Annotated in this window: 17 protein-coding genes and 1 pseudogene; 10 read left to right on the top strand and 8 right to left on the bottom strand. The window is 41.8% G+C overall.

Annotated elements, in window-relative coordinates; translation table 11 throughout:
* Nucleotides 1-109 precede the first annotated feature (109 nt).
* Nucleotides 110-1,687, top strand: a complete 1,578-nt coding sequence (gshA, locus tag FTU70_RS05720; protein WP_180060283.1) for a glutamate--cysteine ligase — start codon at nt 110-112, stop codon at nt 1,685-1,687.
* 18 nt (nt 1,688-1,705) lie between these two features.
* Nucleotides 1,706-2,239, top strand: a complete 534-nt coding sequence (locus FTU70_RS05715) for a disulfide bond formation protein B (RefSeq protein WP_180060281.1) — start codon at nt 1,706-1,708, stop codon at nt 2,237-2,239.
* 92 nt (nt 2,240-2,331) lie between these two features.
* Here FTU70_RS05715 and FTU70_RS05710 read toward each other — a convergent pair whose 3' ends face one another.
* On the bottom strand, nt 2,332-3,663 hold the full coding sequence (locus tag FTU70_RS05710; RefSeq protein WP_168417674.1) for an alpha/beta fold hydrolase: 1,332 nt from the start codon (nt 3,661-3,663) through the stop codon (nt 2,332-2,334).
* 243 nt (nt 3,664-3,906) lie between these two features.
* Here FTU70_RS05710 and FTU70_RS05705 point away from each other — a divergent pair, with 243 nt between their 5' ends.
* Both FTU70_RS05705 and parE read left to right on the top strand, forming a co-directional pair.
* Nucleotides 3,907-4,491 (top strand): YqiA/YcfP family alpha/beta fold hydrolase, encoded by a 585-nt coding sequence (locus tag FTU70_RS05705; RefSeq protein ID WP_180060278.1) that lies wholly within the window; start codon nt 3,907-3,909, stop codon nt 4,489-4,491.
* 14 nt (nt 4,492-4,505) lie between these two features.
* A complete protein-coding gene (parE, locus tag FTU70_RS05700) occupies nt 4,506-6,386 on the top strand; it encodes a DNA topoisomerase IV subunit B (RefSeq protein ID WP_180060276.1) in 1,881 nt (626 codons plus the stop codon).
* 76 nt (nt 6,387-6,462) lie between these two features.
* On the opposite strand, the gene FTU70_RS05695 is transcribed toward parE, so the two are convergent.
* The 4 genes from FTU70_RS05695 to FTU70_RS05680 all read right to left on the bottom strand — a co-directional run bounded on the left by FTU70_RS05695 (nt 6,463) and on the right by FTU70_RS05680 (nt 10,586).
* Nucleotides 6,463-7,164, bottom strand: coding sequence for a phospholipase D family protein (locus FTU70_RS05695; RefSeq protein WP_180060274.1), 702 nt, complete (start codon nt 7,162-7,164; stop codon nt 6,463-6,465).
* 137 nt (nt 7,165-7,301) lie between these two features.
* Nucleotides 7,302-8,717, bottom strand: coding sequence for a DASS family sodium-coupled anion symporter (locus tag FTU70_RS05690; RefSeq protein WP_180060272.1), 1,416 nt, complete (start codon nt 8,715-8,717; stop codon nt 7,302-7,304).
* 177 nt (nt 8,718-8,894) lie between these two features.
* The gene (locus FTU70_RS05685) at nt 8,895-9,677 is read right to left on the bottom strand and encodes a sulfite exporter TauE/SafE family protein (RefSeq protein WP_180060270.1); all 783 of its coding nucleotides are present in this window, start codon (nt 9,675-9,677) and stop codon (nt 8,895-8,897) included.
* Between the two features lie 171 nt (nt 9,678-9,848).
* Nucleotides 9,849-10,586, bottom strand: a complete 738-nt coding sequence (locus tag FTU70_RS05680) for an outer membrane protein OmpK (RefSeq protein WP_180060268.1) — start codon at nt 10,584-10,586, stop codon at nt 9,849-9,851.
* Nucleotides 10,587-11,135: 549 nt separating this feature from the next.
* Here FTU70_RS05680 and FTU70_RS05675 point away from each other — a divergent pair.
* The 4 genes from FTU70_RS05675 (at nt 11,136) to dsbD (ending at nt 15,027) form a co-directional block, all read left to right on the top strand.
* Nucleotides 11,136-11,498 (top strand): HPF/RaiA family ribosome-associated protein, encoded by a 363-nt coding sequence (locus FTU70_RS05675; RefSeq protein ID WP_168417681.1) that lies wholly within the window; start codon nt 11,136-11,138, stop codon nt 11,496-11,498.
* Nucleotides 11,499-11,676: 178 nt separating this feature from the next.
* Nucleotides 11,677-12,219 carry an ankyrin repeat domain-containing protein gene (locus tag FTU70_RS05670; protein ID WP_180060266.1) on the top strand — a complete coding sequence of 181 codons (543 nt, stop codon included), beginning with the start codon at nt 11,677-11,679 and terminating at the stop codon, nt 12,217-12,219.
* Between the two features lie 16 nt (nt 12,220-12,235).
* Nucleotides 12,236-13,006, top strand: a complete 771-nt coding sequence (locus FTU70_RS05665) for a transporter (protein ID WP_180060264.1) — start codon at nt 12,236-12,238, stop codon at nt 13,004-13,006.
* A gap of 110 nt (nt 13,007-13,116) precedes the next feature.
* Entirely contained in the window at nt 13,117-15,027 is a 1,911-nt protein-coding gene (gene dsbD, locus FTU70_RS05660) for a protein-disulfide reductase DsbD (RefSeq protein WP_180060262.1), read from the top strand.
* Here dsbD and FTU70_RS05655 read toward each other — a convergent pair.
* Nucleotides 14,968-15,288, bottom strand: a pseudogene (locus FTU70_RS05655) (esterase); the annotation flags it as partial. The gene dsbD and the pseudogene FTU70_RS05655 sit on opposite strands and share 60 nt — an antisense overlap.
* A gap of 154 nt (nt 15,289-15,442) precedes the next feature.
* Between FTU70_RS05655 and FTU70_RS05650 the strand changes: the two are divergent.
* Complete coding sequence (locus tag FTU70_RS05650; RefSeq protein ID WP_004974208.1) at nt 15,443-15,880, top strand: DUF2147 domain-containing protein; 438 nt, start codon at nt 15,443-15,445, stop codon at nt 15,878-15,880.
* Between the two features lie 96 nt (nt 15,881-15,976).
* Here the strand turns inward: FTU70_RS05650 and FTU70_RS05645 are convergent, their stop codons facing one another.
* Together FTU70_RS05645 and FTU70_RS05640 are read right to left on the bottom strand one after the other, a co-directional pair.
* Nucleotides 15,977-16,324 carry a Spx/MgsR family RNA polymerase-binding regulatory protein gene (locus FTU70_RS05645; RefSeq protein WP_026438350.1) on the bottom strand — a complete coding sequence of 116 codons (348 nt, stop codon included), beginning with the start codon at nt 16,322-16,324 and terminating at the stop codon, nt 15,977-15,979.
* A 743-nt stretch (nt 16,325-17,067) separates the two neighbouring features.
* Nucleotides 17,068-17,886 carry an exodeoxyribonuclease III gene (locus tag FTU70_RS05640; RefSeq protein WP_179988755.1) on the bottom strand — a complete coding sequence of 273 codons (819 nt, stop codon included), beginning with the start codon at nt 17,884-17,886 and terminating at the stop codon, nt 17,068-17,070.
* A gap of 39 nt (nt 17,887-17,925) precedes the next feature.
* Here FTU70_RS05640 and pyrE point away from each other — a divergent pair, with 39 nt between their 5' ends.
* Complete coding sequence (pyrE, locus tag FTU70_RS05635; RefSeq protein ID WP_096901637.1) at nt 17,926-18,576, top strand: orotate phosphoribosyltransferase; 651 nt, start codon at nt 17,926-17,928, stop codon at nt 18,574-18,576.
* Nucleotides 18,577-18,738 lie beyond the last annotated feature (162 nt).

Raw genomic sequence — 18,738 nt, 5'->3', positions numbered from 1 at the left:
TAGCAATTTCATCTCAGATCATCTGCATGATAGAGAAAATTGCCACCGACCCAAAATCAGCCTGTGGTTTATGTCGTATTTGTAGTGTATTGGATTAAGCGAGAGTGTAATGAGTCAACCCGAACCAAATGCGCAAGATGTTCTACCAACATGGGTAGACGCTGCGTTGCTTCAAGGGATGTTGCGCGGGATTGAACGCGAAAGTCTGCGTATGCAAAGCGATGGCTTCTTGTCGCAGCAAGCACATCCTCAAGCCTTGGGTTCGGCACTCACACATCCGCATATTACTACGGACTATTCCGAAGCGTTGATGGAGTTCATTACTCCACCGCAAAGCAGCATTCAACACGCGCTTGATTATTTGCGAGATATTCATAGCGTGGTGCATCAACACTTAGGCGAAGGTGAAAAACTTTGGCCGCTGTCGATGCCATGTATGCTTGATGAAACCGATGACGGTATTCCACTGGCGCAATATGGCAGCTCCAATATTGGGCGCTTTAAAACTTTGTATCGCCGTGGTTTAGGTGTGCGCTATGGTCGCCGTATGCAGACCATTTCAGGGGTGCATTATAATTTATCCTTCCCTGAACATTTATTTGCCGCCTTGCAACAACATGAAAGTGATGAGCAGCTCAAAGCACTGAGTTTGCAAGATTATCGTAGTCATCGTTATTTAGGTTTAATTCGTAACTTTATTCGTTTAACACCATTGGTGATGTTTTTAGTCGGTGCAAGTCCATCGGTTTGTCAGTGTTTTATGACGGGGCGTGAACATCATTTGCTGCCGTTGTTAAGAGGCACGTTGTATTTACCGTATGCGACTGCATTGCGTATGGGTAACTTTGGCTATCAAAACTCGGCGCAGAAAAAACTTGGTATTCATTACAATGATTTAACGGGTTATTTGGATGGTTTGCAAAAAGCCGTGAAAACCCCGTACTTGCCATTTAGCCGCTTAGGTTTAGATGATGCTACGGGTGAGCCAATTCAAATTAATGACCATGTGCTGCAAATCGAAAATGAGTACTACAGTTTGGTGCGCCCAAAACAAGTACCACAAGAAGGTGAAACCCCATCTCAAGCACTTGCCAATCGTGGTATTGGTTATGTCGAATTACGTGCGGTAGATGTTAATCCGTATAGCCCAATTGGGATAGATGAACATACCGCAGGCTTTTTGGAAGTCTTAGCATTGTATTGTTTGTTGCAAGACAGCCCAGCCTTGTTAGATGCGGAACAAAGCATCATCGAAAAAAATCAGGCCGAAGTGGTCAATCGTGGGCGTGCGCCAAATGCGCACATTCAAGAGAGCGATGTTAAAACCCCAATTGAAGCGTGGGGACAGCAGTATGTCACCGCCATGCAACCTTTGGCTGTTTTACTCGATCAAAGTTATGCGACGCAGCTGTATTCTCAAGCTTTAGAACGCATGATGGCGCGTTTACATGAAGTCGATGAAACTCTGTCGGCACACATGATTGCCGATACTATTCGTCATGGCGGTACGTGGGGCTTTGGCAGTTATATGGCGCAGCAACATGCACATGCGTATGAGCAACATGCGCTGCGTCCTGAAACACAAACATATTTTGATGAAATTGCAGTGCAATCTATTCAGCAACAACAACAACTTGAACAAGCACAAGGTCTGAGTTTTGCAGACTATGTCGCACAATATAGATAACAGTTCAGGGATTTAAACATGCAATTGAGTTATCGTCTGCTAAGTGGTGTTTTATTTTTAGCCAGTGTCATTGGGATGACATTTGCATTGTATTTGGAGCATGTGCAAGGTTTAGCGCCGTGTCCACTGTGCGTTTTTCAGCGGGTGGGCCTAATTGTATTGGGCTTGGTTTCACTGATTGCCTTTGTGCATAACCCTAAATCTAACGTGGTTAAGCGTATTTATGCGCTGTTCGGCAGTATTGGAATTTTATGGTCGGTGGGTGTGGGAGCACGTCATGTTTGGCTGCAAAACTTACCGCCTGATCAAGTGCCAAGCTGCGGCCCAGGACTGGATTATTTGGTAGATGCTTTACCCATGAAAGCTGTGTTGCAACAAGTGCTGTCGGGTTCAGGTGAATGTGCTGTGATTGATTGGACGTTCTTGGGGCAGTCTTTACCAGTATGGTCATTGCTGTTTTTTAGTGTGTTGGCCTTGGTCAGTTTATGGCAATTACTGCGTAACTATCCTTTTGTTGCGCCTGCTTCATTTGGCAAAATCAAGAAAAAATAAGTTTGGTCTATCTGGTATTGGATTTAAAAAAGCGCCATCTACAAAACTGAGATGGCGCTTTTTTATATTTTTAGTTGGGTAAGTCTTAAATTTTAAGTCAGGGCAATGCCTTCTAAACTTGACCAATCACCAATAAATTCATGGATTTGCTGTTCAGGTACATCTTCTTGTGGTGGATAAAACCACTTCACCAATTGCTCGGCCACACTTGGGTGATAAGGCAACTGAAAATGGTTTAAACCATAAAACACCGCTTTATGTGATTCGGGCAATTTCAATTCAAAACGTGGGTTGGGATGTTCGCCCAAAGCACTTTTCACGCTAACCAGATAATCGCCAATCACTTTGCGGTTCAGCTTTTGTTTTTTCTCACGCTCAATACTGCCTGCAACAAAGTAGGTGTTGATATGGGTCGGTAAGGGCGCAGGTTTACGATTGTCATCGACCTGTCCAATCCGTGCCTGATTATGTTCCCAGTCATCATCACGCACACTGCCATGCCGCAAATCTAAAATACCGTTACTGCGGATATTGACCAAATGCCCGACAATTTTCACAATCGGGAAGCGGCCTAATTTATCTTGCAAATGGAACCCAAAACGCTCCAGTACTGCCCCATGGTGCGGTGAACCTAGACATACCAGATTTTCCACCAAATGAATCCAGCCATGCATATTTTGTTTGCCGTAAAACAGCGCACTGCGTGACACCAAGCCGCCCATGCTGTGGCCAATTAAATCAATACTGGTAATTTGAGGATGACGCTGAATTAAGTCTTCCAGTGTATTGGCGAGACTACGCCCATTGGCTGAAATTCTGCGTCCTGTATTGTAGTTCAGATACAGCATGGTGTTGTGATCACGTTGCGCCAGTAGTTTTTCACCAAAACCACCCATTTGATGTGATGTCCAATCTAAATGGTTACGACACAAACCATGCGCAAAAATCACAATACGCCCAGACAAATCGCCTTGTTGAACTGCACCATAATGATCGTATAGCACCATAGGCAACGCGAGCGGATTTTGCTGCTCGAGTAAATAATCTCCCAACACCCCATTGAGTACACCGACTAAAAAGTGCAGGCTGGGGGTTAGGGCTTTGTCATGTAAATTTGGGAATTGTGCATTAATATGGCGTAAGCCAGGTGCAACAAAGTGGTAGCCGTATTGTTGCAAACTATTAAAGGCGAATTTATACAGCTTTTGAAATGTGGCTGTTTTCTGGAATTTTTTGGAGCGTTGTTCGCTCATGCCAAACACGCTAAGCAGGACTTCACGCTGAATGGTTTGAATGACATCGGTCATGACAGCATTCAGACGTGTGCTGACCAATTGTGCCAAGCCTTCTAAAATATCGGCCTGACTTGGAGGTGTACGATCCCATCTACAATAGGTTTCATGCAGTGGTGTTAAACTTGGCATACTGTGTTGCCCCTTGTGTTCCCATATACCGAACGCTTTATTTTTACTTGAGTTCGCGGTATAAACTTGTACGCTTTCATTTTATCGTGTTTATTTCGATCTACTTTTAAAATACCGATGACTGCCAAGATGCACGCGTCTTTTTGTCTAACAATTGCATTTTTCCATGAAAAATAAATTAAAAACACATAAAAAGTGGCTAAATTTCACGAGATCGAGAGAAAAAATAAGGGCATAGCAACAATGAATTTGATTTATTTACATGGTTTTCAAAGTAGCCCTTTGTCCATGAAAGGGCAGTTATTGTATGCCTATGTGCAGCAGCATCGCCCAGATATTCAGATGCATTTGCCCGATTTAAATGCACCGCCTTTAGAGGTTTTGGCACAACTGTCGGCATTGATTCGAAGCTTGCCCAATGTGGCATTGGTGGGTAGCAGCTTGGGTGGTTTTTATGCGACACAATTGGTCGCACAGCATCATGTGCCTGCTGTTGTGATCAATCCTGCTATGCGACCATGGCAGTTGTTTCAAGACTTGTTTGGCGATGTATTGCCTTACACCGTACACCCAAACTGGCATTTAACTGCACAGCAATTGGATGACTTAGCAGACATTGCGTTGCCAGTTGCGCAAGATGCAGACAAAATATTGGTGTTATTGCAACAAGGTGATGAAGTTTTGGATTATCGTGAAGCGCAGCGTTATTATAGTGCTGCTTCGCCTTCGGCCATGATGATGACCGAAGCGCACGGCAACCATGCCATGGATGATTTTGCAGACAAAATTCCGATGTTACTGCAATTTTTATCGGATTCCCTAGCCTAAGGAAACAGTACAACGTGTCTCAATATACCGCTCAATCTCTTGAAGTTTTATCTGGTTTAGATCCAGTACGTCGTCGTCCGGGCATGTATACCGACACCACACGTCCAAACCATTTGGCGCAAGAAGTCATTGATAATGCGGTGGACGAAGCGCTTGCGGGACATGCCAATAAAATTACGGTAAAAGTCTATAAAGATGGCTCATTGTCAGTAGAAGACAATGGCCGTGGCATGCCTGTCGATATTCACCCTGAATACGGACAAAGCGGGATTGAAATTATTCTGACCAAACTGCATGCAGGCGGTAAATTCAGTACCGATAACTATCAGTTCTCTGGTGGTTTGCACGGCGTTGGTATTTCCGTGGTCAATGCCTTATCTAGCCGTGTAGAAGTGACCGTACAGCGTCAGGGTAACCTGTATAAAATGGCATTTGATCAGGGTGAAGCTGCTGCGCCTTTAGAAGTATTGGAAGGCAAAGCACCAAAACGTGCTTCGGGTACGTTGGTGCATTTTTGGCCTGAAGCTAAATATTTTGATTCGCCTAAATTTGCACTAAAAGCCTTAAAACATAATTTAAAAGCCAAAGCGGTACTGGCTGCAGGTTTAGAGATTCATTACATTGATGAAATTAACGATGAAAAAATTGTTTGGCAGTTTGAAAATGGTCTAGTCGACTATTTGATGGATGAGCTAGAAGATCGTGAGATTTTACCAGCCCCTGCTTTTGTGGCGACAGGTGAGGCAGAACGTGCCAGTGCCGAATTTGCAATTTGCTGGAATGTAGAAGGCGGCGAGCAAATTCAGGAAAGTTATGTCAACTTGATTCCAACTGCTCAAGGCGGTACGCATGTCAATGGTCTGCGTTCTGGTGTGACCGATGCGTTACGTGAATTCTGTGAGTTACGCAATTTATTGCCGCGCAATTTAAAACTGTCTGCCGAAGATGTTTGGGATGGGGTCAACTACATTTTATCGTTAAAGTTCCAAGAACCGCAGTTTTCAGGGCAAACCAAAGAGCGTTTATCGAGCCGTGAAGCAGCAAGTATTATGCAGAATATCGCCAAAGATGCCTTTGCCTTGTGGTTGAACCAAAACTCTGACATTGCCATGCAACTGGCAGAAATGGCTATTTCCAAAGCAGGTCGTCGTTTAAAAGCGGCGAAAAAAGTAGAACGTAAAAAAATTGTTTCAGGCCCAGCCTTGCCAGGTAAACTGGCCGACTGCGTGGGGCAAACCCGTGAAGAATCGGAACTGTTTATTGTAGAAGGTGATTCTGCAGGGGGGTCTGCCAAACAAGCGCGCGATAAAAACTTTCAGGCGATCATGCCAATTCGCGGAAAAATTTTAAATACGTGGGAAGTATCTTCGGACGAGGTTTTGGCTTCACAGGAAGTACACGATATTGCAATTGCGATTGGGGTTGACCCAGGCAGTGATGACTTGTCTGAATTACGTTACGGGAAGATTTGTATTTTGGCCGATGCCGACTCGGATGGTTTACACATTGCTACCTTGCTGTGTGCTTTATTCGTGAAACATTTCCCAAGCTTGGTGGAAGATGGGCATTTATACGTCGCCATGCCGCCATTATTCCGTATTGATGACGGTAAAGATGTGCATTATGCGTTAGATGACGATGAGCTGGAAAACACCCTGAAAAAAGCCAAGACCAAAAATCCGCAAATTACCCGATTTAAAGGTTTGGGTGAAATGAATGCCAGTCAGTTACGTGAAACCACGATGGATCCAAATACACGCCGTTTGGTGCAACTCGATTTGGATGATAGTCATTTTACCGCAGGTTTATTGGATAAATTGCTGGCTAAAAAACGCTCTGCAGACCGTAAAGTGTGGTTAGAGCAAAAAGGTAATTTAGCCGATTTGGCGGTTTAAGCTGATTTAATTTAGAAAAAGCATCCATTATTTCAAAAAAGTAATGGATGCTTTTTATTGTAATTTTGATTGGTGTTTATAATTCAATATTTTCAGGCCATAAAAAATATCCACCATATTGACTGGTTTTAAATTCTGCACCTACGTCTTTGCCTTGTTGAGTGAGTATGTGCTTTCCAGCATCATTGATATTTAAAAAGCCTTTTTCGGTAAAATGAGCCAATAATTCATTGGTTTTCATTTTATGTTTTGCTGCAAGTTTAGATGATGTTAATTTACCAACATTATTGTCATTGGTTTCTTCAACAGATTCATTGATTGGTTCGGCTTTAACTTCATCTAAACTAATTCTAACTTCATCACTAATACGGATAATACGCTGTGCTTCTTCATAAGCATCTTTAAAGACATCTTGATCTTCATATTTACGAATCAAAATGCCCATTTCGTTATTATTAATTTGGCTAAACTCATAAAGATTTAGACTAGAAATAATACATTCAGACTCATTGAGATAGCATTTAGCATGTAAGTTTTTACAAAAACTGAGTCGAACAAAATCAAGTTTTTGCATCCATTTTATTTCATCAGGATGTAAATCGCTTTTTCCATAAACGATCCGAATATCAATTTTGAGTCGATCTTTATCTTCAAGTAATTCTTTAATACGATCATTTAAACGTAAATATGGGCTAATTAAAATTAACCTTTCTTTGGCATTTTTTATAAGTTCTTCTAAGAAAAAATTGGTCGCGCTCGTATTCAAAAACTTAGCCATTTAACCCTCCTCATCGTATCTAAATTATTAAGTCCTGAGTATAGCGAATTTATTTAGGTAATTATTTGATGATTAAAATATTCTAAAATTAAGGTGAAAAAAATGGAGCATCTTGTGCTCCATTTTTTTATTGATCCTTAACTAAAGAACCAATATACGAATAATGAAATAATAAATACGCACATGACGTTCAAGACCATGCCCACACTCATCATTTCACTTTGTTTAATTTGACCAGTACCAAATACAATCGCATTTGGTGGCGTTGCCACAGGAAGCATAAAGGCACACGATGCCCCAATACCAATAATCACCACTAAAATTTCTTTTGGAATACCCATTTGGTCTGCAATTGCAGCAAATACAGGGACCAATAATGCAGCAGACGCCGTATTACTTGTAAATTCAGTTAAGAAAATAATGAAGATGGTCACCGCAAAAATCACCACCAATGGAGAGGTATCCCCAAAGGTATTGGCAAGGGTTTGACCCAATACCAAAGATGCACCTGAATCTTTTAAGATTGCACTGAGGGTTAAACCACCACCAAACAGTAATAACACGCCCCAATCGGTATTTTCAGCCACTTGCCGCCATGATGCAGTACCTAGCATGACCACCAAACATGCAGCAGCTAATGCAGTCCATGTATCGGGTTGGCTAATACCAAAGGTTTCGCTAAGCTTCTTACCAAAAATCCACGCGACTGCAGTACATACGAATAAAAGCATGGTTGCAATACGGGTTTTGGTCCAAGGAATCACTTCAGTTTCAAAATGAATTTTCTGGTTTAAATTTGGACGCAATACCAAATACAAGCTGACCAACATGGCTGGCAGTAAAATCAGCATCATTGGTAAACCAATTTTCATCCAGTCAGCAAAGTCATAGTCTAAAGCTTTGGCTGCAATGGCGTTTGGCGGAGAGCCGACCAAAGTCCCCAAACCACCTAAACTGGCAGAGTAGGCAATCCCCAATAAAATGAAAACGAAGGTTTTACGCTCTTTGGTGGCATCGAGGTGTGACAACAAACCTAGTGCCAGCGGTAACATCATTGCTGCAGTCGCGGTGTTGGAAATCCACATCGACAGCGCAGCAGTGACCGCAAAAATAGATAAAACCGAAATCCCCAAGTGACCGCCCGACATGGAAATAATCCACATTGCAATTTTACGATCCAGTTTTTGGATATGCAGCGCAGTTGCTAAGGCAAAACCACCAAAGAATAAGAAAATGACAGGGTCAGCAAAAGTGGCTAATGCTTGCTTGGTTGAAATTGGTACAAGTTCTTTGCTGGCATTTTCAAGTGGCATACCTAAAGCTACAGCAAGCACAGGTACTAACAGTGCTGTAATGGTAATGTGTACCGCTTCGGTGAGCCATAAAATACCAATAAAAAGCAACAGACTTAGACCCTTATTGGCGTTTTCATCATAGGGTAAGACGTTATACAAACCGAAAGAGAGCAGGGTCGCAAGAATAACAATGGCCCAAGTCTTGATCAGTTCTTTTCGCTTAATACTGGCTGGCACTTCTATATGGTTATTTTCCATAGAAGTTCGCTCCGTAAAAATGGAATAAAAGGAAAAGTTGGAAGATTGGTCGGTGCAAACGACCGAAGCAGTCTTAACAGACTGTTTTTTAAGCTAGTCTTAATTATAGGTGTAAAAAATTATTTAAGCCAAAAAAAATCTAAATAATTTTCCATTTGTTATGTTCATTTTATTGATTTATATCAACAATGCAGGCTGTTTTGTGATGATGGCTAATCCTTGAGCAATTGCGTAAATAGCCATGAAACTAAGTAAAGTAAAAACAATGTGCTTAAATACAGCCTGAGAAATATTTTTACGAATCAGACTGCCCACATAAACCATTGCTACAGAAATTAGGCAAATTAGCGCCAAAACCTTAAATTGTGTGCTGCTAAATTGTTGAATTACTGGATATAACACTGCCAGTTGAATGAGTTTAGAGACAATAAAATTAAGATTACTAATCACCACAATATCGGTTTTACTGTGTTGGGTGCTGAGCAAATACATCATTAAAAACGGTGCCATAGCATTGGTGGCTCCACCAATCACACCTGCTAGAAAACCAAAAATCAGCATATTTTTCAGTGAGGCTGAAATTTGTAAGGGGTGGGTTCTAAACTGATCGGCCACGTAAAGCAGAATCAGTGTCCCCATCGCAAATTTTAAATAGCCTTCATTTAGAATCAGCAGCAAACTGACGCCTAAATAGCTGCCAATTAACGCACTGAGAATTAAGCCCCAATATTTTTTGCAGTAGCCATATAAACTGCTCAATAAAGATTGCTTGGTGTCACCCCGCAACATGTATAGATTTAACAGTAAACAGGGAATGAGAACCAAGGCGACTGCGGTACTCAGCGGATACAGCATCGCCACTGCAGCGGTGCTAAGCATGGGAAAGCCAAAACCACTCATGCCATGTAAAATTGCGGCAATGGCACAAAATAGCAGAATAATGAAATCGGTTTTTTGCATGTGGGGTTCACAGTGCTTTTTATTTGAAATTTAACTCAATGTAGCGGAATTTTGTAGCAAGTACAAACGGGTTGCGTGGTGGTGAGCAATGTATAACGATTGAAAATTATTTTAACGACCAATAAAAAAGCAAGACTGAAGTCTTGCTTTTTGAATAGCGATGAGGCTGGCTTAGAAGTGGTATTTGACTAATGCGCTAACATCGTTTTGATCTACGCCTTTAATACCAAACTTGTTGTTCCAGACAGAATGTTCAATACCCACGTATAAACGTGTATTTGGAGAGATATGTTTACCTGCATTCCACTTGTATTGTGTAGTCCAGTTGAGTTCGCTGGCGTGGTCATCTTCTGCAGTAGACCAATCAAGGAAACCATCAACTAAAAAGTCTTCAGCACCGACTTTAAACGGAAGGCCGTAAGCAAACGTCAATTGATAATCATCTTCAGACACATCTTTATCATTGTCTGCTTTGTAGAAGTTTAGCTGTGCATATTTAAAATATGGAATTTCAAGATCAAAACCAATACCGTACAGGTAGTTGTTAAAGCCTTCACCACCTTCCCAAGTCGTTGCAATTAAAACGTCTTTAATTGGGCCGACTGCCAGTTTTTGACCTGAAACAGCACCCAAGCTTAAACGCGGTGATACTTCAAAGTAAGTTTCATTGCCGTCAGCATCATTGTTAGAGCGGTCAGCAAAGGCAAAAAAATCACCGTATTTCAATCCAGCAGCATATTCGAAGGTAACTGTACTTTGTTCCAGTTTTTGATCTTCAGTAGCGTAAGGTGATTTGTAATTCTCACCATATAAACCTGTAATGCTGAAATCTTGCCAAACTGGCGCAGCTTGCGTGAATGTTGCAGCAGTGGAGAGAGCGCATAGCGCAGCAATATGTGTAAATTTCATAAAATAAGACCCCAAGAAAAGCGTTTCAAGGATACAGATTCTTAAGCAAAAATAAAGCAAAATTCGATTATTGACAGGTCATTTCTTGGTATTTTTTGCCAATTCTAAAAGCGCTGCATTTTTTGCAGGATTTAAAACCAATGGTAAAAATAATGTCTAGCTTTTTGCATGCCATGCTAAGCCCCTTAAAAGCATCAAGTTTCTGTGTTGAAAAACCAATCACATTGGCTTGAACAGTCAAATTGGTTGCTTATTGAACATCTGAGCGAAAACTTGTCCTAAAAGGGTTATTCTTTTGCTGCTTTTCTATAAATATCGCTTGCATATTTTTTAGATAGGCCCGATATTCAAGGTATAGGGACACGGTTCTGCAGACTTAAAAGTGTTCATCATTCAAATGGGAGGAAGTTATTCCAAACTAAGTTGAAGATGTACTTTATGCTGTAAAAACAGCACATTATAAACACGCTAAAACGTATATGTATAAAATTATATGTAAGATTTTGGCACAACAAGATTCAGAAATAACGAACGCAAGAGGATGAAATCATGAATATTGAAATCCGTACCGATAAAAACATTCAAAACAGTGATCGATTAATTAGTTACGTTCGTGAAGAACTGAATAATGAATTCCAACGCCACAGTGAGCGTATTACCCATTTTTCAGTACATTTTAGTGATGAAAATGGGGAAAAAGGCGGTGATGACGACATCCGTTGCATGATTGAAGCCCGTCCAGCAGGTTTAAAACCAGTGGTTGTAAATCATCGTGGTCACAACATTGATACTGCAATTCATGGTGCGATTGACCGTTTAAAACGCAGCCTAGAACATGCGTTTGAAAAAAATGAGAACCCTCGTGGTGCCCGCCCTGAATTTGTAGATACAGATGTCGATGCTGACGAATAAGAAACATGCAGTTTAAGTACTGCAGGCTTCTGGCCTCGCAAATATTGCGGGGCTTTTTTATGCCTGATAGAACTGTGCAGATGTAAATTCACGATTTGCTGACATTTATCTCATACAAATGCCGCTTTATTGGGCATAATAGTCTTAAATTGAATATTGATTGAAGAGAGCTTTCTGCATGTTAACTGCGCAACAACAAGTTTTGGTGCAAGCAATAGAAGAATTAGACCTTGCCCAAGTGCAACGCCTTTTGGCAGAGGGTTTGGATCCTAATTTTATGGATGCCGAAAAGGGGCCTGTCATTTCGGTCTGGTCTGACGGTTTATTTCAATGGTGGGAAAAAATTTGTGAAGCTTATGAGGCGGGTCAGCCATTAAGTGATCAGCAAAAACAACAAGATTTACAAGTCCATTTAGATATTTTAGAAGCCTTGATTCAAGCCAAAGTGAATTTGCATTTATGGGATGCCGAAGAAGTCTACGGCCCACTTTGGGATGCGGCTTCTGCAGCATGTGTTCCTGCGGTACAGCGTTTATTAGATGAAAAAGTCGATCCGAACAGCAAAGATGAAGATGGTTTAACGATTTTATCTTCAATTAGTGATTTATTGTTTGATTGTGATTTTGATGAAATTCAGTGGTCGGATGCTTTGCTAGAAGAACAGCAGACTTTAGAATTGTTGCGTCGCCATGGCGCAAAAATGAGTAAAGAATTGGCCTAACCGCAGAGATAAAAATATGTCAGCATTAAAAACAGTTGGAATTCTGGTGGCAGCAGCGATCAGCATGCAGGTTGGAGCAACCGAGTTTGAATTTGATCGTCTTGGTGCAGGAATGAGCACAGGTATCACCCCTGTAGGAAAATTGGCTTGGGAACAGGCTTTGCCAAGTGCAAGTTATCAGGAAAGTAACAACGCTTTGGGCGAAACAGTGAAAACCACACGCTTAAATGCTGACATGTTGTTGCGTACAGGCTTAATGCAGGACTTAGAGTTGCAACTAGGTTGGCAGGGTCCTGCGTGGAGCCAAAGCAAAACTGCAGGGCAATCGGTTGAAGATGATGGTTTGGGCGATGTCAGCATTGGCCTAAAACAAGCGATTGATTTAAATGACGATAAATTGTCGATGGCGGTATTGTTAGAAGCGTTAATTGCCACAGGCAATGACGGTTTTACTGAACATGACGATATTTACAGTTTAAGCACAGCGGTGAGCTATCAATATAGCGACCTATTAAAAACGGGCATCACTATGCGTTATGCGGTGCAAAATAGTGATTGGGCGGCAACTGCGATTCCAAATATTCAATATCGTTTAAATGATCAATGGTCGGGTTTTTCTGAGTTGGTGTATCGCAAAGCAGAAAGTCAGGACTATGAATATGGTTTGGGTTCAGGGCTGATTTATACACTGAATGAGCGGACCCAACTCGATGCCAGTGTTGGTGTAGATTTAGACGGTGCAGATAAAAGTTACCGTGCAGGTTTAGGGATGTCGTTCCTGTTCTAAGTGAACAGCACTTAAAACAGCAACTCAAAATGCAGCGCGTGTAAACAGTGATTTCACGCGCTGCATTTATTAAATAACAACAAAGTGTATGCGGAGGCAGCTAAAACAAGATGACACCGCCATTTTTTCAGCCGAGTACAGCACAGTTTAATGCAGTGATTCGAGGCGTGGCTTATCATCTGAGTCACTATTTGCATGAAGCTGTGCGCATTTTATTGCTGGGTTGGCTGTTGCTGTTCAGTTTGAATGTGCAAGCAGAAACGCCATTACTTCCGCCCGAAAAAGCCTTTCAGTTTAGTGTTGAATCTGTAGATTCGCATCAGGCAGAACTGCGCTGGAACATGCCTGAACAGTATTATTTGTATCGACATCAATTTAAGGTCGAGCATGGGCAGCAAGTGCTGGCTTTGGAGTTGCCTCCCGCTGAAGATGTTTATGATGAAAATTATGGACACACTCAAGTTTATTATCGGCAGGTGAGTTTTAAAATTCCCACCCAAGCTGCGCAGCACTATCAAGTGACTTGGCAAGGGTGCGCCCAAGATCGGATTTGTTATCCACCGCAGCGTATAGAATTCCAGACCGATAACACAGGTTTGGTCATTTTAGAAAATCAAAGTGCATCACAAAAAAGTATTTGGGCTGGGCAAAGTAGTTTCACTCGTGAAGGATTTTCAACTGCACCTGCCAATTCTCCAACTGATTTGCAGACAAGCCCTGAAGCTGCACAACCTATAACGGCACAAGATCAGCAGTGGTCTGAAAAACTGGCACAAAGCTCGTTGGCCTATGGCTTGTTATTATTTTTTGGATTAGGGCTGCTGCTGGCTTTTACCCCGTGTTCTTTGCCGATGTTGCCCATTTTGACCTCTCTATTGGTACGTGAACACAAAGGCCTCAAAGCATGGATGATTGCATTGGTCTTTGTCTGCAGTATCGCCATGGTCTATGCGCTGTTGGGTTTAATTGCCTCATCGGCAGGTTTGAATTTTCAGCGTTGGTTGCAGCAGCCTGCAACCTTAATTGCCTTTAGCCTGTTATTTGTGCTGTTTGCTTTAAACCTATTTGGTTTGTTTGAAATCAAGTTACCACGTGCTTGGGTCAATCGACTCGATCAGGCGCAATCTATGCAAAAGGGCGGTAATTTAGCTGGTGCTGCGCTAATGGGCATGTTATCTGCCTTGTTGGTTGGGCCGTGTATGACTGCGCCGTTAGCAGGGGCATTATTGTTTATTTCCCAAACCCAAAGTCAGATACAGGGTGCGTTACTACTATTTACACTCGGTTTTGGCATGGGTACGCCGTTATTGTTGGCCAGTGTGCTTGGGGCAAAAGTATTGCCGCGAGCAGGCTTGTGGATGCATCAAATTAAAGTGCTGTTTGCCTTTATTATGCTGGCTTTAGCACTATATTTTGTCCGTCCTTTAATCGGTGAAGCATGGCTGCAATGGCTTAGCTTGGCACTTGGACTCAGTTTTATTGGCTATGTGCTGCATCGTTTAAGCCGCTATCATGGTGGCTTGCGAGCCTTTTATGTGAGTGCGTTATTGTTGGTTGTGCCTTATCTGATTTATAGCCAGTATCAACACAGTCAGCGCTTTTGGCAGCAAAAAAGTGTAGTAGGATTACAATGGCATCAGGCCAAAACTGCTGCCGAATTACAACAGTTACTGGCTCAAGCCCCTAAAAATCAGCAAGTGATGATCGATGTTTATGCCGACTGGTGTGTAGCGTGTCGTCCGATTGAGCAGCAAGTATTGAAGGCTGCTGAGGTTAAACAGGCATTGGCAGCGTATTATCTGATTAAACTCGATTTAAGTGATTATGATGAAAGTCATCAGGCCTTGCTTAATCAATGGGAAATTTTAGGGCCACCGACATTCTTGTTTTTAGATGCACAACAACAAGAAATTCGCAGTTTACGTTTAACAGGTGCATTTACCGAGCGTACTTTATTGCAACAGCTCAGTCAGTTGGGTGCGTGCCGCAACTTGACTCAAAAATGCTCGATGGGTATTTAACGAACCCAGAAAAAAAGCCCCGCCATGAATATGAAAAATGAGCTGTGTTGCAGCATTCTGTGGTTTTAATTCTTCGGCATGCAGACCTGCTAAACGCAGCGCGCGTACCTGCACCGACTTTTGCATGGGAAATAAACGGCACATTTGTTCTAGTGCAAAACGTACAGAATTGGGGGGTAAATTAAATTGGCTTGGTTTGCGAATGGTGGTTTTTAAAAACTGCTCTGTAATAATTTGTTTCCACATGGGGTTAATCTTCATGATTTTTCCATCTTGTTCTTTATTTGATCGGATATTTGTGTATTTACCAACATAATTTACAAGGGTACACTAAACGGTCACATTCAAAAATTGCAAATTTGTTGTGACTTTTTAATAATAAAGTTGTCTGATAGTAGACCAGGGAAACAAAACAATGAAAAAAATTGCACTTGCATTCGGGCTGTTAGGTTTAAGCGCTTTGGCCAATGCTGCAGATCCGCTTAACGGCACAGTTTGGAAAACAATTGACGACAAAACCAAACAACCCAAAGCCACGGTAAGATTTACTGAGCAAAAAAATGGAACTTTAACCGCAAGCATTCAGTCAATTTTAACGCCTGGTGAAGAAAATGCCTGTACAAAATGTGAAGGTCCGTATCACAACAAATCACTCAAAGGTTTGACCATTGTTCGCGGTCTGAAAAATACAGGCGGCACGAGCTACGATGGTGGTTCAATTCTTGACCCGCAAACAGGTAAAACCTACAAGCTAAAAGGTAAACTTGCCGATGGTGGTAAGAAACTGGAATTGCGTGGTTTCATTGGTGTAGCGGCATTGGGTCGTAACCAAACATGGATTCGTGCGAACTAAGCATGTATTCCACCTGTGCAGTTGAAATCATATTGCACAGGATATAAAAAAACCTGCTCCATGTGAGCAGGTTTTTTTATTGGTATTTTTTTAAACTTAACCTAAAGCACGATAAGCCGCTTCATCAAAACCCGCAATAAAGCCTGATTCAGTTTTTAAGACAGGACGTTTAATTAAACTGGTGTGAGTGCAAAGTGCTTCAATTAAGTTGGCTTCACTGGCCAAAGCAGCTTGCTGTTCTGCTTCGCTGAGTTTGCGCCAAGTGGTGCCTTTTTTATTCAGTACTACATCTTGCCCAAGCGCATCTAACCAACTTTTGACAGTGTCGGCATCGATCCCTTGTTTTTTATAATCGTGAAACTCATAACTTAGCCCCAATTCATTGAGTAAATCGAAGGCTTTTTTCATTGAATTGCAGTTCTTAATCCCATAAATTTTTAACATATTTTTTTCACGTTAATATCATCAAACTGGCTATAGCCTAGCCCAAAACAGCGCTAAGTGCTAGAAACTTGCAGTGAACAATGATTGGCTGTTTAAATGGTATGTGTCATCAATACGTCATACCGATGTCACCAAATTGACACTTGATCGCTCTAAAATGGGACGCATAAACAGAAAAAAATGAAAAACTTGATAAGAACAGACTCTAGTGAAAATAAAAAATACAGTGAAGAACAACAGTAACAGCGCAAAACAGAAAATAAGATGATAAAAAGAGAAAACCCGCATTTAATCATCCTGATTATGCGGGTCTCATTTTAACGTCCATTGTTACATCCTTGAAACTAACCAAAACCAGTTAGTTTATTTTCCATCCTTCGGCTTCCAATCCTTTTGTGTCATCCTGACTGTCCCTTTGCCGTTATGCAATAATGCGCTGAATCGACTTGAAGATAAATACACAAAGTCGACAGATTATGTGCGAATTGAACCTCAGTTGAGTGAACAACTGTTCACTCGTGTAGGCTGTGAAATTTGTGTGAATAAGGGACTATTGACAATTCGTCCTTCGCTGCGCCTTGCGCTGCAAACAAAGCAGTGCTTGTTTTTGCTCAGGCTGTGGCTAAAACTTTCTCAGATTGCGTTATGAAACTTGGCAATAGACCCACTATTCCCTGCGTTTCATGCCTGATCTGCTCAGTTTTAGCCTACAGCGCAAACCATTTATGAAATGTCAATAGACCCTAAATCTTATAATCAATAATCACAGGGGCATGGTCACTAAACCATTCGTCTTTATACACCCAAGCATTGACAGTGCGTGCTTTCCAGTCGGGTGAGCAAGCATGATAATCAATCCGCCAACCAACGTTCTTGGCACGGGCTTGCCCGCGATTTGACCACCAAGAATACAGCTCCGCTTCATGGCGCACTTCACGGAAGGTATCAACATAGCCCAAATCATTGTAAATATGATCTAACCATGCACGTTCATGCGGCAAACAACCTGAAGACTTTTGGTTGCCCGACCAGTTTTTAATATCAATGCGCTTATGCACAATGTTGTAATCGCCACAGACAATGATCGATTTATTGTCTTCACGCCACTGTTTTAGAATTTTTTGATACTCTTCTAAAAAGTGATCTTTCCGCATTTGGGCTTCTTCACCTGAAGAGCCAGAAGGCAAATACAGTGAACAGATGTAAATTGGGTGATCCAGTCCTACATCAAATTCAGCACTGATAAAGCGACCCTGAGAATCGGCCAATTCAAAGCCTAAACCATTTTGCACAGAAACAAACGGCAAACGGCTATAAATAGCTGTCCCTGCGTAGCCTGCGCGTTCTGCAGGGAAAAGATGCGTGTGCCAGCCTTCTGGCTTAAATTTATCGGTCCATTGGGCGTGTGTGATGCGGCTTTCCTGCATGCAAATCACGTCTGCTTCAGACTTTTCCAACCATTCGAGTAAGCCTTTGCTTACCGATGAACGCAACCCATTGACGTTAATTGAAACCACTCGAAGAATTTTTTGATCACTCGGATAGCTACTCTTTGGTATCATGCTCAGGTCTTACCTCAATGTATTAATTTGGAGCACCTCATGACATCGCCAGCTCAATTTAACCCGCAAGCTTTTATCGAACTCGCCTTATCACGTGGTGTGCTTAAATTTGGTGAGTTTACTTTAAAATCGGGTCGTGTGAGTCCTTATTTTTTTAACGCAGGTTTGTTGAATGATGGCGAAGCTTTATCGCTATTGGCTTCGGGCTATGCAGATCAACTCATGCAATGCAAAAATGTAGATGTTATTTTCGGGCCTGCCTATAAAGGTATTCCATTTGTGGCAGCTACAGCAGTGGCTTTATCACAAAATCATGGCGTAAGTGTGCCGTGGGGGTTTAACCGTAAAGAAGCCAAAGATCATGGCGAAGGCGGTGTGTTGGTGGGTGCTGCGGTTGAGGGCAAAAAAGTTTGGATTATTGATGATGTGATTACTGCGGGTACGGCTATTCGTGAAGTGGTGACTATTTTGAAAAATGCAGGCGCACAAATTGCGGGCGTATTGGTGGCTTTAGACCGTCAAGAAAAAGGTCAGGGCGATTTGTCTGCTATTCAGGAAGTGCAAAAAGAGTTGGAAATTCCTGTGCATGCTTTAATTACCATGAAAGATTTAATGAATTATTTGGATGCTAAAGGTGAAAAAGATGCCTTGGCGAAAATGGAAGCGTACCGTGTGAAGTATGGGATTTAAGTCTTATCAATTCTCTTTAATGATAATATTGAGCGTTGATTAATAATTTAGCGCGGAACGTAACAAGTTTATAAAAAGCCCAGATCTGTAGGTTTGGGCTTTTTTTGTATGCAGTGGACTGAATTATGTGGAATAATTTTCGTGATGTGTTAAAGGTGTATG

It is taken from the genome of Acinetobacter sp. YH12135, assembly GCF_013418565.1.
Classification (GTDB): Bacteria; Pseudomonadota; Gammaproteobacteria; order Pseudomonadales; family Moraxellaceae; genus Acinetobacter; species Acinetobacter towneri.
This window is presented reverse-complemented; position numbering and strand designations above follow the sequence as displayed.

Coding starts and splice junctions, on each gene's coding strand:
- FTU70_RS05650 (WP_004974208.1), top strand. CDS start 15,443: ATGAAAAAAATTGCACTTGCATTCGGGCTGTTAGGTTTAAGCGCTTTG.
- dsbD (WP_180060262.1), top strand. CDS start 13,117: ATGACACCGCCATTTTTTCAGCCGAGTACAGCACAGTTTAATGCAGTG.
- FTU70_RS05690 (WP_180060272.1), bottom strand. CDS start 8,717: ATGGAAAATAACCATATAGAAGTGCCAGCCAGTATTAAGCGAAAAGAA.
- FTU70_RS05645 (WP_026438350.1), bottom strand. CDS start 16,324: ATGTTAAAAATTTATGGGATTAAGAACTGCAATTCAATGAAAAAAGCC.
- pyrE (WP_096901637.1), top strand. CDS start 17,926: ATGACATCGCCAGCTCAATTTAACCCGCAAGCTTTTATCGAACTCGCC.
- FTU70_RS05710 (WP_168417674.1), bottom strand. CDS start 3,663: ATGCCAAGTTTAACACCACTGCATGAAACCTATTGTAGATGGGATCGT.
- gshA (WP_180060283.1), top strand. CDS start 110: ATGAGTCAACCCGAACCAAATGCGCAAGATGTTCTACCAACATGGGTA.
- FTU70_RS05680 (WP_180060268.1), bottom strand. CDS start 10,586: ATGAAATTTACACATATTGCTGCGCTATGCGCTCTCTCCACTGCTGCA.
- FTU70_RS05670 (WP_180060266.1), top strand. CDS start 11,677: ATGTTAACTGCGCAACAACAAGTTTTGGTGCAAGCAATAGAAGAATTA.
- FTU70_RS05715 (WP_180060281.1), top strand. CDS start 1,706: ATGCAATTGAGTTATCGTCTGCTAAGTGGTGTTTTATTTTTAGCCAGT.
- FTU70_RS05695 (WP_180060274.1), bottom strand. CDS start 7,164: ATGGCTAAGTTTTTGAATACGAGCGCGACCAATTTTTTCTTAGAAGAA.
- FTU70_RS05685 (WP_180060270.1), bottom strand. CDS start 9,677: ATGCAAAAAACCGATTTCATTATTCTGCTATTTTGTGCCATTGCCGCA.
- FTU70_RS05675 (WP_168417681.1), top strand. CDS start 11,136: ATGAATATTGAAATCCGTACCGATAAAAACATTCAAAACAGTGATCGA.
- FTU70_RS05705 (WP_180060278.1), top strand. CDS start 3,907: ATGAATTTGATTTATTTACATGGTTTTCAAAGTAGCCCTTTGTCCATG.
- FTU70_RS05665 (WP_180060264.1), top strand. CDS start 12,236: ATGTCAGCATTAAAAACAGTTGGAATTCTGGTGGCAGCAGCGATCAGC.
- FTU70_RS05640 (WP_179988755.1), bottom strand. CDS start 17,886: ATGATACCAAAGAGTAGCTATCCGAGTGATCAAAAAATTCTTCGAGTG.